The organism is Shewanella sp. CAL98-MNA-CIBAN-0140 (assembly GCF_040309905.1).
Taxonomy (GTDB): Bacteria; Pseudomonadota; Gammaproteobacteria; order Enterobacterales; family Shewanellaceae; genus Shewanella; species Shewanella psychromarinicola.
On record NZ_JBEOPI010000038.1, the window covers coordinates 25,501 to 42,859 of the forward strand.

The window sequence follows — 17,359 nt, forward strand, 5'->3', positions numbered from 1 at the left end:
TTATTCACCTGCAGTCGTAGCGGCTTGGGCGTCAGTATCGACTGGAGCTGACTGGGTTTCTTCTCCGAGCACTTTAATGATCTGCCCAGAATTCAAACTATTAATGCTAGTCATGGATACTCGCTCATTTGCCTTGAAGCTGCCTTGAATATAAATGGTATCGGCATCTGAACGAATAACATTCACTGGGCGCATCTCGATAATATTGTCTGCACCAACAACGGCAACCTGACCATTTCGTACCACGTGACGTGGCAGTTTTACTACATTATTAACCGTGCGGCCTGTGATGACGGCGTTCACAAAGCTGCCATATTTTAAGGGTAATTGTCCTTCAGTTTTATTTTTGCGTAAATACGGATCATGTATTTCTGCGACTAGATACACCATGCGAGTTTGCTCGTCGATGACGTTTTCGCTGCGAACAATATTGCCTTGCCAAGTGACTTGTTTACCTGCCAGAAATGCGGTGAGTGTGACAGCGGTTTCAGGATTATCAACCGACTCTAAATACGCGAGATCTGCATTTGTTAATGGCAGTCTAATTTCAGCAATACTGGTGTTGTAGAGTTCACCTAAGTTAGTGCCCAAGGTTACGTACTGACCTAAGTCGACATTGCGTGCTTTGATAATGCCATCAAATGGGGCCCTAATTACTGTACGTGCTAAGTTGCGTTGTGCACGGGCTAATGCGGCTTGTGCATATTTGACGTTAGCTTGTTCTTTTTTTAGCTGTGGGATCCGTAATCCGAGCTCTGGTGGTAAACCGGTACCAAAATCTTTAAATTCAATTTTAGCGACTACACCACGGGCTTTTTCTTCATTCAATGCGGCGGTTGCTTGAGCAAGTGTCGCCTCTGCCTGTATTAGATCCGCTTCGTAATCAGAGGGTTCAATAATGGCAAGTTGTTGGCCTTGCTTTACGACACCGCCAGCAACAAAGTCTGCTGAAATGTTCAGTAAACGCCCTTGAACTTCGGTGACTAACTGGGTTTTATATTTGGGATTAACCACGCCGTATGACGGTAAGTTGAGCGACAAGGTTTGCGGCGTGATGGTTTGCACATCAATAATGGGCACGCTAATGGGTTCATCTTTTTGCTCGGGTGCTTCTTGTGTGCTGATAAGCAGCATGGCTGCGGCAACAAACACAGCAATGATAAGCAGTGGTGATGATCTTCTTAATATGGTTTTTATCATTTCTATTGCGTATCCATGCTGAAATAATGCTTTAGACAGTTAACTACGTTGGCTAACATGTTCATTCAAATTCATTTTATTACTCATAGCGTCTAAATTAACAGAGTATTACGTTTATCTAAATAGTTTGATGTAAATAAAATGTTTCATAAAGTTATGTTTTTTCTGATTTGGCGATAAACACTTAATAAACTGATTTTTTTTGCCATGTTTGAATAGAGATAAAATAATCCATTATATTTTATCTCTTATTAATTAGTAGGTTATATTAGATTATTCGGGTTAGTGTTTTTTGTGCACAAATTGACATTAGTTGACACTTTCTGGCTGTATTATGTCTATTTAATGATGCGATATAGTGCTTTGAGGATAAAAAAAGCGAATTACTGAGTAATTCGCTTTAATAATCGTTAGTCAAGGTATTCTAGGACGAGGTATAGCTAAACCTGTAGGTTACTTTTTCTTGTACTTTTTCGATGTCACTCTAGCCTCTTTTGCATTGGCTTTTTTCTTACCTGGGACCTTGGCTTCTTTGTGTTTAGGACGAAGTTCTTCAATCACGCGGCGTTTAAGCGGTAATTCAATGTATCGTTCAATTTTAGAAATAATACGCATATCGTGCGCTTCAACTAATGAAATCGCGGTTCCTTTAGCGCCAGCACGAGCGGTGCGGCCAATTCGATGAACATAGGCATCAGCAGAGCGGGGCATGTCAAAGTTGATGACATGGGTAATGTCATCAACATCAATTCCTCGAGCAGCAACATCTGTCGCCAATAGCACGTTGACTTCGCCCTTAGAAAAACGCCCCAGTGCTTGGAAGCGTTTTTTCTGTTCCATATCGCCACGCATAAATGCACAAGGGATATTCGCTTTTAGCAATAAGCCTTCTAAGCTGGCAACCATTTCGCGAGTTTTAACAAACACTATGGTGCGTTTAACGTTTTCTTGCTGAAGAATGTGGCATAACAACGCAAATTTATGTGCTTGATCATCGGCCAAATGCACCCACTGATGCACTTTGGCTTTTTCACTGCGTGGCGCTTCTACATCGACCACTACCGGATCGTTTAACAATTCGCGAGCGAAACGGTTAACCCCATTGCCTTCAAGTGTGGCAGAAAACAACATATTTTGTTTGCGGCCTTGAGCTTCAATGGCAATAGATTGCACTACTGACGAGAATCCCATATCAAGCATACGATCAGCTTCATCAATAATGAGAATCTCCACTTCAGTGGCATCAAATTTATCTTTATCTAAGTATTCCATTAATCGACCTGGGGTGGCGATCAATATATCAACATTGTCTGCAAGTGCTTCTTCTTGTGGGCCATATGGCACACCACCTGTAATGATGACGATATTAAGATCAAGCCCAGTGGCTAAATGACTTGCATAACGATGAATTTGACTGGCTAATTCACGCGTTGGCGTTAGCACCAAAATACGTGCTTGGCCTTCAAAACGCCGAGGGAAGTCGATTAAATGCTGTAATGCAGGCAGTAAAAAGCTAGCCGTTTTCCCTGTGCCGGTAGGCGCTCGCGCTAAAATATCCCGCTGGTCCATGGCCAATGGGATCGTTTGTTGTTGAATTGTGGTAGGGCTGTGATGTCCCATGGCCTTGAGTGACTCTAATAAGCTAGGGTCGAGCTGGAAATCTTCAAATTGCATGCACTTGGGTCTCGCTGAAAAATAGTTGAGTATTATAACTGACCTAATGAGCAGGCTAAAGCTTTAAGTAGAACTCGCGGCATAAATCTGCCATAGCTTGGCTGTATTGTCCGTGTTTGTCGCGGATCACCAGTTGTAGACATTGAGTTTCAATGGTGACCTTGTTATTGGTTTGTCGGGGATTAACCCTCATTGGGTCGTATTGTATTGCCAATAGTGCTCTATTGGGAGACTTTCCCTCAACACTAATAACATCAAGGTGTTTTATAACGAATAAACCATGAGCGTTAAGTTGTTGCCTAAAACGGGCTAAACTTTGTTGCGGTAGAATAATACTAGCCGTGCCTTGGGGAGCAAGTAATTGACCGATCACGTACTGTAACTCAGCGAAAGATAAGGTGTTGGTATGCCTTGCGTCGGCTCGTGCGCTATTTTTGGCCTGCAAACCCTGTTCAAAGTAAGGCGGGTTACAAATGATATGATCGAATAACGGTGCTGATATTTGATTATGTTGTTGTTGAAAATGCTGAATAGCACCTTGAAATAGCTGAATTTTCTCAGGCCAAGGGCTTTGTTGAATATTATATTGGCAGGCATTTGCTGCTGCACCGTCTAATTCTACAGCAGTAATACTGGCGTTATGAGGGCTGCGCTGTGCAGCCATCAGGCTTAGCAAGCCACTTCCTGCACCAATATCGAGAATGTTGCTAGATTGCGATAATTCAGCCCAAGCACCGAGTAAAACCCCATCTGTACTGACTGACATTCCACACTGTTTATCATCGATATGAAATTGCTTAAACGTAAAAGACATAGATAATAGAGTACTCTTTGGGCTGTATGAACGACTCAATAGGATCATAGCGGCTTTGGTTTTTACTGTCGCGGTTTAATTGCCAGCGCTTGTCATCGTTGATTTTTTGTAATGCTAAATTAACTTAAAAACAATAGATGTGCTGAATATGTACACAAGCCTTGCCACAAATCGCAACTAAATAGGTTTTTTTAATTGTTTGGAGTGCTGAAGCTTGAGTATTAAGGCGATATTTGATATTAGTCTGCACACTTTTTTACGCATTAAATTGAGTAAAAAGTCTAATTTAAGCTATTTTGGCTGGAACATGACACTGAAAATAGAACTAACAGCTCGTTTCCGTTGTTGTCTTAACAAATTGAGTATTTTTCAAGTGTATTTTTAACTTTACAAATCATTGTTGGTTCAGTTTAGCAGTAGCTAATGATGGTGTAATCAATTAGGTTTGTAAAAAATAACAACAAAGCGGAGTGAGTAGTGCAAACAACCAAAATGAGTGTAACGGATACGCTTGGGTTAGGATTTATGACCTTTGCGTTTTTTTTAGGGGCGGGTAACTTAATTTTCCCTCCTTTTGCTGGCATGCTTGCTGGCGAGAATATGTCTTTTGCGATGTTCGGTTTCTTAATTACTGCAGTGGGTATGCCGTTGATAGGCTTAATTGCGGTTGCCAAATCCAACGGTAAAGTGATGGCATTATTACCTGGATTTGCTGCAACGGCATTAGCCATTGCTATTTATATTATTATTGGCCCGGCATTTGCGGCCCCGCGTACCGCTCTGGTGGCGTTCGAAATTGGTGCAAGACCATTTATCGGTAATCCTGATGCACTGATGATGTTAGGCGGTAAAGAATTCAATATTGCCCAACTTATTTATACTTTAGTGTTTTTCTCCGTGGTGATGTTTTTATCTTTATATCCAGGCCAATTACTGGACAGCGTAGGGAAAGTGCTTACGCCAGTATTAATTTTATTATTGGTGGGATTGGCCAGTTCAGTGATTATTATTCCTGGCGCAGAGGTGAGCCAACCCGTTGGTGATTACATTAATAGTCCATTAACGAAAGGGATTATTGAAGGTTATAATACCATGGACACCTTGGCATCTTTGATGTTTGGTATGTTAATCATCGATTTATTACGCAAAAAAGGTGTCAATGAAGCCGCTGATCAAACCAAGTATTTAATTCGTGCCGCCTTTATTGCTGCTGGTGGTCTAGCATTTGTGTATATTTCTTTGTTTTATCTTGGTGCTTCTGCGGGTGATTTTGCCATTGGCGCTGACAATGGCGGGCAAATTTTAACCAACTACGTCACGTATCACTTCGGTAATCTTGGTTCACTATTGTTATCGACCGTTGTCACCTTAGCCTGTTTAACCACGGCAGTCGGTTTAGTTACTGCGTGTGCTGAATTTTTTAATGAATTATTACCGCGCTTGTCGTATAAATTGTTGGTTGTCCTGCTAAGTGCAGTGTGTGCCACCGTTGCAAACGTTGGTTTAGCGCAATTAATTAGTGTGAGTATTCCGGTGTTAATGACGATTTACCCAGTCGCTATTGCATTAGTGTTGGTCACTTTCTTAACGGAGCGTTTTGCTCGACCTGAGTTTTCGCACCGAATAGTGCTAACTGTGGCACTTTTTTTCGGCATTTTCGATGGGTTACAAACCGCGGGGATGGACATGAGCTTCTTAGATTTTATGCCATTACATGCTGAGGGTATGGCTTGGTTGCTGCCTACGGCGTTGACCGCGATTGTGTGTTTGTTTTTACCCAAAAAGAGGCTTCAAAAAGTGCAGGCTTAAACGTTAAATAGGCCATAATAAACGGATCAATATAACGGCGTTATGATAGATTATCTAACGTCGTTTTTTATTATTTATTGGAAACTGCTTTGGCCAAACCTGCTTATCAACCCGATCCATTAATTAACCAGTTTGTTGATGACTTATGGTCAACTAACGGGTTAAGTGATAATACATTGGCATCCTATCGCACCGACATACAACATTTAGAACGTTATGTGTTGTCTCAGGGAAAAGACTTACTGCAAGTTGATCAAGCCGTGTTGCGCGACTACCTCGCAGAGCGTTTTGACAAACAATTTGCTAAAAGCAGTACCGCCAGATTACTCAGTAGTTTACGGCGTTTTTATGCTTACTTATTGGTAAAAAAGCAAATTAGCCAAGATCCGACCTCATTGATTAAGTCGCCTAAGTTAGTTCGTCAGTTGCCTGATACCTTGTCTGAGGCACAAATTGAGTGTTTATTATCTGAGCCTAATACCGACGATCCGATTGAATGTCGTGATAAAGCCATGTTGGAACTCTTGTATGCCACCGGGTTGCGCGTGACTGAATTAGTGAGCTTAACGATGGAGCAAATCAGTTTGCGTCAAGGTTTAGTCCGAGTGATGGGTAAAGGCGGCAAAGAACGTTTGGTTCCATTGGGTGAAGTGGCCATTACTGAGGTTGAACAGTATATTAAGTTTGCTCGTACTGAATTGTTAAATATGAAACAGTCCGATGTACTGTTTCCGTCACGTCGTGGGCAAATGATGACTCGGCAAACTTTCTGGCATCGAATTAAGTTGTATGCGGCAAGGTCTGGAATTGAGTGCCATTTATCACCGCATACGTTACGACATGCCTTTGCCACTCACTTATTAAATCACGGTGCTGACCTACGGGTTGTACAACTTTTGTTGGGACATAGTGATTTATCAACCACTCAAATATATACTCATGTGGCAAAAGTGCGTTTGCAGCAATTGCATAGCCAGCATCATCCGCGCGGTTGAGTGCGAGGTTGATCAAATCCTTACATTTAAGCCTGTGAGTTTAGTTGCGTTAGCTAAACTAAGCCTGTAAGTTTTATTGACAAAATCGGGTCTATTCACTTTGAACCCGTGTAATTTAGGAATTATCATGAAGTTAACCAAAACATTAGCCCTTGTTGCCAGCCTTGTTATCACTCCAATGGTGTCAGCTGCGTCTGATGTAGCCAACGAATCAGCATTAAAGCAAAAACTTACCGACACGCTAGGTGTCAACGTGATGACAATTCAGCAATCTCCCATCGACGGTTTATATCAAGTGCTGACCGACCGAGGTGTGTTATACGTCACCAAAGATGGCGCTAAGTTATTTCATGGTAATCTGTATGACATCGACAACGGCATGAAAAACTTAACCGAGGCAGCACTAGCCGGACCTCGTATCGCATTGCTCGAACCATTTGTAGATGAAATGTTGGTTTACAAAGCTAAAAATGAGAAGCATGTCGTCACTGTATTTACCGATGTCGACTGTGGTTATTGCCGTAAGCTACACAATCAAATGCAAGGCTATAATGATTTAGGTATTACGATTCGCTACTTAGCTTATCCGCGTGCAGGCATTCCTTCTGCAAATGCTGATGAGATGCAAGCCGTTTGGTGTGCTAAAGATCCTTTAAAAGCGATGACAGAAGCTAAAGCGGGTGGCAATGTTAAAGCCGCGAGTTGTGATATTGATATTGCGGCGCAATATAAGTTAGGTATGTCGTTTGGTGTTAACGGTACACCCGCACTGATTTTAGAAAATGGAACCATGGTGCCAGGTTATCAAGCTCCGGCAGAATTATTACGTACTATTGAATCAAACTTATAACGCCCACTTATAAATCAAAGTCGTATAGCCTGTGCTATAAACGTAAAATCAAGGTGAGCTTAGGCTCACCTTTTTGTTATGCTCCATTCTCTTATTGCCCGATTAAGGTTGCCTTTTGTCTCATAATATAGTCCGTCGCCCTCAGGTTGATGATAATCATTTACCCAGTTCTTTACCGCCATTACTGAAACAACTCTATGCCCGCCGTGGTGTTAATCAAGATAACTGTGAATTAGTGTTAAGTAAGTTATTGCGTCCCGAGACGATGAAAGGTCTAGCCGAGGCCGCAGTAGTGATCGCTGATGCGATTGTTGCACAGCAATCAATTTTGATTGTTGGCGATTTTGATGCTGATGGTGCGACCTCAACGAGTGTATGCATGCTGGCGTTAAACATGATGGGTGCTAAACGGCTTGATTACCTTATTCCAAATCGGTTTGATTATGGTTATGGTTTAAGTCCTGAAATTGTTGCGGTAGCCTACAAGAAGAGTGCCGATGTATTAATTACCGTTGATAATGGGATATCTTCCATTGAGGGGGTTGCGGCTGCCAAGTTACTGGGCATGACCGTCGTTGTGACAGATCATCATTTACCTGGTAATAGCTTGCCAAATGCTGATGTTATTGTAAATCCCAATCAGCCTGGTTGTCAGTTTGCCAGTAAGTCTATTGCCGGTGTTGGTGTGGCATTTTATCTGATGTCAGCTTTGCGAGCAGAATTAAGGCAACGTAATTGGTATCAACAGCAACAAATTACTGAGCCAAATCTGGCAACATTACTTGATATTGTCGCCTTGGGTACTGTCGCGGATGTGGTGTCGTTAGACACTAACAACCGTATTTTAGTCAATGCTGGTTTACAGCGTGTTAGAAGTGGCCGCTGTCGAGTTGGTATTACCGCGTTGCTAGAAGTCGCCAAACGCAGCCCTGCAAAGATGGTTGCTGCCGATTTTGGTTTTGCGGTTGGTCCCAGATTAAATGCTGCTGGCCGCCTAGATGAAATGGCGCTGGGGGTAGAAACCTTACTGTGTGAAGACATCATGTTGGCAAGAAGAATGGCTGCCGAACTGGATGGATTAAACCAAGAGCGGCGTGAACTTGAAACCGGCATGCAACAAGAGGCATTAAAGAGTTTATTGCAAGTGTCGCTTAATGAAGATGATTTACCCTGGGGCATCGCCATTTTTAAGGATGATTGGCATCAAGGCGTGATTGGTATTTTGGCATCACGGATTAAAGATCGCTATCATCGCCCTGTTATTGCCTTTGCTGATGCGGGGGATGGCCAAATAAAAGGTTCTGCCCGCTCGATTAAAGGACTGCATATGCGAGATTTACTCGAACGCATTAATAGTGGCTATCCTGGGATGATAACTAAGTTTGGTGGTCATGCGATGGCGGCAGGATTATCATTAAAAGCTGACGTATTTGAACAATTTAAACAAGCCTTTGATGATGCGGTAAGAGAAATATTGGATTATGAACAGCTGACCGGAGAGTTACTGTCAGACGGCGAGCTGTCAAGTGAGCTAATGACCCTTGATACTGCATTTATGTTACGTAATGCGGGACCGTGGGGACAGTCGTTTGAAGAGCCTTTATTTGATGGCATATTTAATGTTATCCAGCAGCGCATTGTCGGCGAGAAACATTTAAAGCTATTGTTAGAGACCCAATGTGGCAGTTCGATGTTAGACGGTATTGCCTTTAATGTGGATTTAGCAATATGGCCTGACGCAACCATTAAACATGCCCGAGTGGTCTATAAGCTTGATGTTAATGAGTTTAGAGGTAAACAAACCGTGCAGTTAATGGTGGATTATATTGAGCCGATGTAATTGCTTTTTTATGTGGTAGCGGATTGTTCTGGCGAGTTGAATGACTTGCCAGTGAAAAATGGTTTGATAGTACCTTGCGACATATTGATATTTAAGCGCTAACTTGCAACTGAGTTTTATGGCGAACTCACGGATCATTTACAGTGTGCTATTGCTGTAAGTTAGCTGCCGTAAGTTAGCTGCCGTAAGTGAAGAAGGGGTGATGTCGTACTATTTGAATAAACCAACATAGTTTGTCTTGGCATTTCGAAATGAGATAGACAATCAAAACAAAAAGGCCTCGCAATGCGAGGCCTTTTTGTTAAAACAGATAAAGTTATTTGGTACAGGTGAGAGGACTTGAACCTCCACGCCCTTACGAGCATCAGCACCTGAAGCTGACGTGTCTACCAATTCCACCACACCTGCAAAACATTATTGCAAAATAACTTTATTTTATTAGTCGCTGTAGCCACCAATATAAATATGGTGCCCGAACCCGGAATCGAACCAGGGACACGAGGATTTTCAATCCTCTGCTCTACCGACTGAGCTATTCGGGCGACGGACGCAATTTAAAGGGTTTTGACCTGCTGAGTCAACCTGTTTTTTTATATTTATATCAAAATTAGATTTGTTTGGATGTATTTTGGTCGTATCGAGTGTTATTCAGCCAAAGCACCATGGTGTAATAAATACTTCATTCCTATGATGGTTGCTAGGTTAAAAGGTGTTATGGTGCCTTTTTACTGGTGTGATAACAGCGCCAAGTAAAAAGAGTAAAATAAGTAGATATGAAATTTACTAATGCTGATGAGTCAGGTATAAAAAAACGCTCCGAGGAGCGTTTAATGCTAAATATTCGTTAACTGTCGTTGAGCTTCAATAATGACTAGTTAGTTAATATCTCATTATTTGGAAAATTTGCTTTCATCACAGCTTTAACGTTTTGTTGTAATTTTTCCTGACCTAACTCGTCATACGCTTTAGCCATTATCTCTAATGCTCTTTCAGTTAAAGGTGTTCCTGGGAACTTCTCCATGACTGATTGGGCACGAACTGCCGCTGCACTCCATGCGTTCATTTTGATATAATATTCTGCAACTTGAATAGAATATTTCGCTAAACGGTTCTTTAAGAACTGCATACGTTGTTGTGCATCAGCAGCATACTTGCTATTTGGGTACGATTTAATCAATCGGTCAAAATCTTTAAATGCATCTTGGGCATTTTTGGGGTCACGATCGGTACGATCAATATTCATTAAATCGTGAAATAAGTAATTATCTGCCTGCATATTGGTTAAACCACGCATATAATAGACGTAATCTATATTAGGATGCGTTGGATTGAGGCGTAAAAAGCGATCAATATTGGCAAGTCCTGAGGCGGCATCATCCATTTTGTAATACGCAAAAATCAAGTCTAATTGAACTTGAGTTTTGTGCGGACCAAATGGAAAACGAGTGTCCAATGCTTCAAGTGAACGGACGGCTTTAGAGTAATTACCTAATTCCATTGACGTTCGTGCTTGAGAATACAAGACGTCAGGTGATGCTTTACTGGCAACATCAACGTCTTCTGGACTGCTACTACAGGCTGTAATAGCCAGTGAAAGTAATACTAGTGCGGCAACTTTGGCAATTTTATGCATACTTGAATTCAATTCTTTTTAAGTTGTTGTTAAGATTTTTTCTATTTCACGGTAAAATCACGGTAAAATAGAAAACATCCGATTGTAACAGATAGCTCATTCACTTTGGACCCCAAAACTGGGGTACGGTTCCTATGACACAAGAGATTAATCTAAAAAGCGAGATCACAGCAACACAAACCGGTCTGAGATTAGACCAAGCATTAGCTGGTTTGTTCCCTGACTACTCGCGCACACGCATCAAGGAATGGATCCTATCTGGTGCAATTACTATTGACGGTATCACAGTCGACAAGCCACGGGAAAAGGTTTTCGAAACTCAACAGATAGAAGTGACCGCGACTATCGAAGAAGAAGTGCGGGCAAAAGCGCAAGATATCGCCCTCAACATTATTTATGAAGATGATCATATTTTAGTGGTTAATAAGCAAGCTGGTTTGGTCGTCCATCCTGGTGCGGGTAATGCCGACGGTACATTGATGAACGCATTATTGCACCATTGTCCTGATATTGAGCATGTTCCAAGAGCTGGTATTGTCCACCGCTTAGATAAAGACACCACAGGGTTAATGGTTGTCGCTAAAACGGTTGAAGCACAAACCCATTTAGTTGCAGCTCTACAAGCTCGCGATATCGTTCGTGAATATGAAGCGATTGTATTAGGCACTATGACGGCGGGTGGTACGGTTGATGAGCCTATCGAACGTCATGCTACTCGTCGTACTCAAATGGCAGTGATCCATGGTGGTCGTCCATCGGTGACTCATTACCGTGTTGCAGAAAAGTTTCGTGCTCACACTCGTTTGCGTTTACGTTTAGAATCTGGTCGTACTCATCAAATTCGTGTTCATATGGCACATATTGGTCATGAGTTAGTGGGCGATCCGGTTTATGGTGGCCGTCCTCGTCCGCCTAAATCCGCTAGCCCAGAATTTTTTGAATTACTTAAAAGCTTTAAGCGCCAAGCTTTACACGCCGTGCGTTTAGAACTTGCTCATCCCTTCACCTGTGAGATCATGACTTGGCATGCGCCTATTCCTGATGACATGGTTGAGCTGACAAAAGCACTTCGAGTAGATACTGAGCTTCATCCGATAGTGTATTTATAATGCTCAAGCACGATTGGCCAATACCTGATAATGTCGCCATTGCGATGACTAATCGTTATGGCGGTGTCAGTTTAAGCCCTTTTGATAGTCTAAATTTAGGGCTCCATGTAGGTGATAAGCCTCAACATGTATTGGCTAATCGTGCCATTTTACGCCAACGATTGTCGTTGCCAGCTGAGCCAACTTGGCTCGAGCAAGTTCATGGTACTAACGTTGTTGATGTACAAACATTGATACCAGGTAGCGCTATAGCATTAGCGGATGGCAGTTACAGTAATCAGTTTGGCCATGTTTGCACGGTAATGACCGCCGATTGTTTACCCATATTGTTGTGCAATCAACAAGGCAGTGAAGTGGCCGCTGTTCATGCTGGATGGCGAGGTTTGTGTGAGGGCGTTATCGAGCAGGCATTGGCGATGTTTCATTCTCCACCGTCAAGTTTGATCGCATACTTAGGGCCTGCAATTGGCCCTTCTGCCTTTGAGGTTGGCAGTGAGGTGCGTGATGCTTTTATCAATAAAGACCCACAAGCTTCAATGCACTTTGTTGGCCACAACAGCAAGTATTTAGGCGATTTGGTCGGATTAGCAAGGTTGCGTTTGTCTGCAGCTGGTGTAATTCAAACCTATAGTGCTGATGTGTGTACCTTTACCGATCCTGATTACTTTTCTTATCGTCGCAACAAACAAACGGGTCGAATGGCTTCGCTAATCTGGCTTAAGGCCTAAATTTTGTTATGGCGCTCAAAAAAACAACAATTTTTTGATCTAGGTTATGTTTTAAGCTTGAATTTACATTAAATGCCCCCCATCTTTAAGTTAACAAATTATTCATTTCTGAATTAATTTCCCGTTATATTAGTATCAGATCCTAGGAGATTGTATGAGACTCGATCGTATGACTAATAAGTTTCAAATTGCCATTTCTGATGCCCAATCACTAGCATTGGGACGCGATCATCAATTTATTGAACCTCTTCATTTAATGATGGCGCTATTAAATCAAGATTCTGGTTCTATTCATTCTTTACTCACCCAAGCGGGTATTCGCGTAAGCGCACTTCGCTCAGCTATTAGTCAAGAGTTAGAGCGTTTACCGCAAGTTGAAGGTACTGGTGGTGATGTTCAGCTGTCACAGGGATTAATTCGTTTACTGAATCTGTGTGACAAACTGGCTCAAAAGCGTAAAGATAAATTCATTTCATCGGAATTGTTTGTCTTGGCCGGATTGGAAAATAATGATCCCCTTGCCAAAGCATTAAAAGACTCTGGTGCAAGTAAAGAATTAATGGAGAAAACCATCGAGGACATGCGTGGCGGACAGAAAGTCGATGATCCCAATGCTGAAGATCAACGCCAAGCATTGAAAAAATTTACCGTTGATTTAACTGAGCGCGCTGAGCAAGGTAAATTAGACCCTGTTATTGGTCGTGATGAAGAGATCCGTCGCACTATTCAAGTATTACAACGCCGCACTAAAAATAACCCAGTACTTATTGGTGAGCCAGGTGTGGGTAAAACCGCCATTGTTGAAGGGTTAGCGCAACGTATTATCAATGGTGAAGTCCCTGAAGGGATTAAAAATAAGCGGGTATTATCATTAGACATGGGCTCGTTAATTGCGGGAGCCAAATACCGCGGTGAGTTTGAGGAGCGTTTAAAAGCGGTCTTAAATGAGCTATCCCAAGAAGAAGGCCGAGTTATCTTATTCATTGATGAGTTACACACTATGGTGGGAGCCGGTAAAGGCGAGGGCGCGATGGATGCCGGTAATATGCTTAAACCCGCGTTGGCTCGTGGTGACTTGCATTGTGTCGGGGCCACAACACTCGATGAATACCGACAATATATTGAGAAAGATGCCGCACTAGAACGTCGCTTTCAAAAAGTGATTGTAGATGAGCCCAGTGTTGAAGACACGATTGCCATTTTACGTGGTTTAAAAGAGCGTTACGAATTACATCACCATGTTGAGATTACCGATCCTGCTATTGTGGCCGCCGCTACGATGTCGCATCGTTATATTTCAGATAGAAAATTGCCTGATAAAGCCATCGATTTAATTGATGAAGCAGCGTCTAGTATCAGGATGCAAATTGACTCTAAGCCAGAAGCGCTAGATCGATTAGAACGTCGTGCGATTCAGCTTAAGTTAGAAGAACAAGCGTTAAGTAAAGAGTCCGATGAAGCCAGTCGTAAACGTCTTGATTTTTTACAACATGAATTGAGAGATGTTGAAAGTAAAGCGGCTGAGATGAATGAAATTTGGCATACCGAAAAAGCCGCATTGGCAGGCACACAGCACATTAAGGCCGATCTCGAACAAGCGAGAATGGACTTGGAAGTGGCTCGACGCGCCGGTGACTTAACTCGAATGTCAGAATTGCAATATGGGCGTATTCCTGAGCTTGAAAAACAGTTGGATTTAGCATCACAAGCTGAAATGCAAGATATGACATTGCTGCGTAATAAAGTTACTGATGTTGAAATTGCTGAAGTGCTATCAAAAGCCACCGGTATTCCGGTGTCAAAAATGCTTGAAGGTGAACGAGAAAAACTGTTACACATGGAGGATGCACTCCACCAACGTGTCATCGGTCAAAATGAAGCCGTTGATGCAGTATCGAATGCTATTCGTCGTAGTCGTGCTGGTCTTGCCGATCCTCAACGTCCAATCGGTTCATTTTTATTCCTTGGACCGACAGGTGTCGGTAAAACTGAGCTGTGTAAGGCGTTAGCTAAATTTTTATTCGATAGCGAATCCGCTTTGGTACGTATCGACATGTCTGAGTTTATGGAAAAACACACTGTGTCGCGTCTAGTCGGGGCTCCTCCCGGTTATGTTGGCTATGAAGAAGGCGGATATTTAACCGAAACGGTACGTCGTAAACCTTACTCTGTCATTTTGTTAGACGAAGTTGAGAAGGCGCATCCGGATGTATTTAATGTATTACTGCAAGTGTTAGATGATGGTCGCTTAACCGATGGTCAAGGTAGAACGGTCGATTTTAAAAACACTGTGATTATTATGACCTCAAACCTTGGGTCAGATATTATCCAAGAGGGCTTTGGTCATACGACATATGAGGAGATGAAAGCCGGGGTTATGAATGTTGTGACGCAAAGTTTCCGTCCCGAGTTTTTAAATCGAATCGATGAGTCTGTGGTATTCCATCCCTTAGACGCTGCAAACATCAAGCATATTGCCAGTATTCAATTTGAGTTGCTGCGCAAACGTTTGATTGAAAAGGAGTTCGATATTGAATTGTCTGATGCGGCATTATCATTAATCGCTGAAGCTGGATTCGATCCTGTTTATGGTGCAAGGCCGTTAAAACGAGCATTACAACAAGAAGTAGAGAATCCATTAGCTCAAAAATTACTTCGGGGTCAATTGCTACCGGGTAAAATGATTAAAGTCATAGTGGAAGATGGCAAGCTAGCATTTATTCAATAATGTTATTGAGAATTATTAGATGACATCGGCATAAAAAAGGGAGCATCAGCTCCCTTTTTCTATTATTTACTCTGACAAAATAAGCTAACTCGTTCGGTATTTTCAGCAATTGCAGCTTGCCTTTGCTCTTCTGTCATTACGACCGACTCGCCAGTATCTTTATTTTGCTGATTTAATTTGCTGTGACTCTTTAACACATTAAGGCTGTGCTTAGCACTTTCACAGATATCTTTGGCCTGTTGCTTATCTTTTTCATTAATGATTTTTGCCGATCGTTCTAATTCAGACTCCACTTTAGTTGAGACCTTTTTTTGTGGGGTGTGAGTTCCAATTTTCGATGGTTCTATATCTTCACTATAAATCTTGCGAGCATCTACACTCAAGGGTTGTTGCTGGCTGTAATGTACAACACCAGCAGTATCGACCCAAGTGTAAATCGCCGCCGCTAGTGTGGATGTACTAAATGCTAACGTGGCCAAACCAATCACTATCCGCATAATTCTCATGTGAGTATCCTAGAGCTAATTGACGTTATGCTTGAATGTTTCAAAATATGCTATCTTTGAGTATAAATTCAACATCTAAAACGGTAATGATTGAAGTGTATGCAAAAATCGCCTGATCACCCAGTAAAAAATAAAGGTATTTACCTATTACCTAACTTATTTACAACAGCAGGATTGTTTTCTGGTTTCTATGCTGTCATTTCATCAATGAACGGCCACTTTGAGTCTGCTGCAATTGCTATCTTTATTGCCATGATTTGTGATGGACTTGATGGCAGAGTCGCAAGGCTTACCAATACACAAAGTGATTTCGGAGCTGAATATGACAGTATGGCCGATATGGTTTCATTTGGCATGGCGCCAGCCATTCTTGCCTACAACTGGGCCCTGCAGGATTTAGGTAAAATCGGCTGGTTAGCTGCATTTATCTATTGTGCATGTGCAGCATTAAGATTAGCTCGATTTAACACTCAAGTGGGTGTGGCGGATAAACGATTTTTTCAAGGGCTTGCAAGTCCTGCAGCTGCTGCATTAATTGCTGGGAGTATTTGGAGCGGCACTAAATATGAAGTCGACCCTACAGATATTAGCTATATAGTGGCAATCATCACTGCGTTAACGGGTTTACTGATGGTGAGTAATTTCCGTTATCATTCCTTTAAGGAAGTAGACTGGCGGGGGAAAGTGAATTTCATTGTTATGTTATTGCTGGTAGGGGTCTTCGTTATTATCTCTGTAGAACCTGCAATCATACTTTGTCTTGGTTTCTATATATATGCACTCTCTGGACCCGTGATCACTATCAAAACGATTAAGAAGCTAAAAGTAGAACACATAATGGGTGATGAACCGATAAGCAAAAAAACCACTCAGTCTGATAACCATAGCCATTCATCTTCCCATTCAGCACCAACTGATAAAGTACAACAAAAAGATGATGTCCAATAAGACCTGCTATTAATGGAGCCTCATTGCTTTAAGCTCTGTTAAGTCCACCTCTAACTTCCAACTAGTCTTCTTTGATTGCTTAATGATGCCTACTTAGCAGTAGGCATCTTTCATTTTAATATGATCTAATCGCCATTTGTGTTTTCATTCAGCAAATTTGTACTATAGTTAGTTTCCCTTTTATTGTTTCTTGTATGAGTAAACAAACAAGAACAAACAATAAAAGGACTAATTAAGTTATGAATTGATAGGTTTTGATGTGATTTTAATCGTTTTAACATCGCTTTGTTTGAATTGTGTTCGGTTAGGCGTTGTTTTGATAAATCCATTGAAAAAGGGCTTGCGCTAAATCTTGTATTGCCTATAATGCGCATCCACTGACACGGCAGACAGCGAAAGCAGTCACCGAGTTAGGTTGAATTAAGTGGTTCAAAACACTGAGTTCAAGGCGAAAAGAAAGTTTGAAAAAACACTTGACGCGAAACGGGAAATGCGTAAAATACGCACCCCAAGCCAACGACCTAG

13 protein-coding genes and 2 tRNA genes are annotated in these 17,359 nt (G+C 41.9%); 8 read left to right on the forward strand and 7 right to left on the reverse strand.

What is annotated here, in order from left to right; translation table 11 throughout:
- From AAEY93_RS16840 to AAEY93_RS16850, 3 genes are all read right to left on the reverse strand, one after another.
- Window positions 1-1,200, reverse strand: coding sequence for an efflux RND transporter periplasmic adaptor subunit (locus AAEY93_RS16840; RefSeq protein WP_124012396.1), 1,200 nt, complete (start codon window positions 1,198-1,200; stop codon window positions 1-3).
- Window positions 1,201-1,653: 453 nt separating this feature from the next.
- Window positions 1,654-2,874, reverse strand: coding sequence for an ATP-dependent RNA helicase SrmB (srmB, locus tag AAEY93_RS16845; RefSeq protein WP_101034265.1), 1,221 nt, complete (start codon window positions 2,872-2,874; stop codon window positions 1,654-1,656).
- A 55-nt stretch (window positions 2,875-2,929) separates the two neighbouring features.
- Window positions 2,930-3,688 (reverse strand): tRNA1(Val) (adenine(37)-N6)-methyltransferase, encoded by a 759-nt coding sequence (locus tag AAEY93_RS16850; protein ID WP_124012395.1) that lies wholly within the window; start codon window positions 3,686-3,688, stop codon window positions 2,930-2,932.
- Between the two features lie 477 nt (window positions 3,689-4,165).
- On the opposite strand from AAEY93_RS16850, the gene brnQ reads away from it, so the two are divergent.
- The 4 genes from brnQ to recJ all read left to right on the forward strand — a co-directional run bounded on the left by brnQ (window position 4,166) and on the right by recJ (window position 9,182).
- Complete coding sequence (brnQ, locus tag AAEY93_RS16855; protein WP_232772151.1) at window positions 4,166-5,497, forward strand: branched-chain amino acid transport system II carrier protein; 1,332 nt, start codon at window positions 4,166-4,168, stop codon at window positions 5,495-5,497.
- 89 nt (window positions 5,498-5,586) lie between these two features.
- Window positions 5,587-6,492 (forward strand): site-specific tyrosine recombinase XerD, encoded by a 906-nt coding sequence (gene xerD / locus AAEY93_RS16860; protein ID WP_124012394.1) that lies wholly within the window; start codon window positions 5,587-5,589, stop codon window positions 6,490-6,492.
- 127 nt (window positions 6,493-6,619) lie between these two features.
- Complete coding sequence (dsbC, locus tag AAEY93_RS16865) at window positions 6,620-7,342, forward strand: bifunctional protein-disulfide isomerase/oxidoreductase DsbC (protein WP_101034268.1); 723 nt, start codon at window positions 6,620-6,622, stop codon at window positions 7,340-7,342.
- Window positions 7,343-7,457: 115 nt separating this feature from the next.
- On the forward strand, window positions 7,458-9,182 hold the full coding sequence (gene recJ, locus AAEY93_RS16870) for a single-stranded-DNA-specific exonuclease RecJ (protein WP_124012393.1): 1,725 nt from the start codon (window positions 7,458-7,460) through the stop codon (window positions 9,180-9,182).
- Window positions 9,183-9,503: 321 nt separating this feature from the next.
- On the opposite strand, the gene AAEY93_RS16875 is transcribed toward recJ, so the two are convergent.
- The 3 genes from AAEY93_RS16875 to AAEY93_RS16885 all read right to left on the reverse strand — a co-directional run bounded on the left by AAEY93_RS16875 (window position 9,504) and on the right by AAEY93_RS16885 (window position 10,815).
- Window positions 9,504-9,590 (reverse strand) — tRNA-Leu (locus AAEY93_RS16875).
- Window positions 9,591-9,648: 58 nt separating this feature from the next.
- Window positions 9,649-9,724: transfer RNA gene (locus AAEY93_RS16880), tRNA-Phe, on the reverse strand.
- Window positions 9,725-10,053: 329 nt separating this feature from the next.
- Window positions 10,054-10,815, reverse strand: a complete 762-nt coding sequence (locus AAEY93_RS16885; protein WP_351078513.1) for an outer membrane protein assembly factor BamD — start codon at window positions 10,813-10,815, stop codon at window positions 10,054-10,056.
- A gap of 134 nt (window positions 10,816-10,949) precedes the next feature.
- Between AAEY93_RS16885 and rluD the strand changes: the two genes are divergently transcribed.
- From rluD to clpB, 3 genes are all read left to right on the forward strand, one after another.
- Window positions 10,950-11,924, forward strand: a complete 975-nt coding sequence (rluD, locus tag AAEY93_RS16890) for a 23S rRNA pseudouridine(1911/1915/1917) synthase RluD (RefSeq protein ID WP_101034271.1) — start codon at window positions 10,950-10,952, stop codon at window positions 11,922-11,924.
- Entirely contained in the window at window positions 11,924-12,652 is a 729-nt protein-coding gene (gene pgeF, locus AAEY93_RS16895) for a peptidoglycan editing factor PgeF (protein WP_124012392.1), read from the forward strand. Before rluD ends, pgeF begins: the two co-directional genes overlap by 1 nt.
- 154 nt (window positions 12,653-12,806) lie before the next feature.
- On the forward strand, window positions 12,807-15,380 hold the full coding sequence (clpB, locus tag AAEY93_RS16900) for an ATP-dependent chaperone ClpB (protein WP_124012391.1): 2,574 nt from the start codon (window positions 12,807-12,809) through the stop codon (window positions 15,378-15,380).
- A 62-nt stretch (window positions 15,381-15,442) separates the two neighbouring features.
- On the opposite strand, the gene AAEY93_RS16905 is transcribed toward clpB, so the two are convergent.
- Window positions 15,443-15,886: a DUF4124 domain-containing protein gene (locus tag AAEY93_RS16905; RefSeq protein WP_124012390.1), complete on the reverse strand. Its 444-nt coding sequence runs from the start codon at window positions 15,884-15,886 to the stop codon at window positions 15,443-15,445.
- Between the two features lie 99 nt (window positions 15,887-15,985).
- On the opposite strand from AAEY93_RS16905, the gene pssA reads away from it, so the two are divergent.
- Window positions 15,986-16,834: a CDP-diacylglycerol--serine O-phosphatidyltransferase gene (gene pssA / locus AAEY93_RS16910; RefSeq protein WP_233768623.1), complete on the forward strand. Its 849-nt coding sequence runs from the start codon at window positions 15,986-15,988 to the stop codon at window positions 16,832-16,834.
- Window positions 16,835-17,359: the final 525 nt, after the last annotated feature.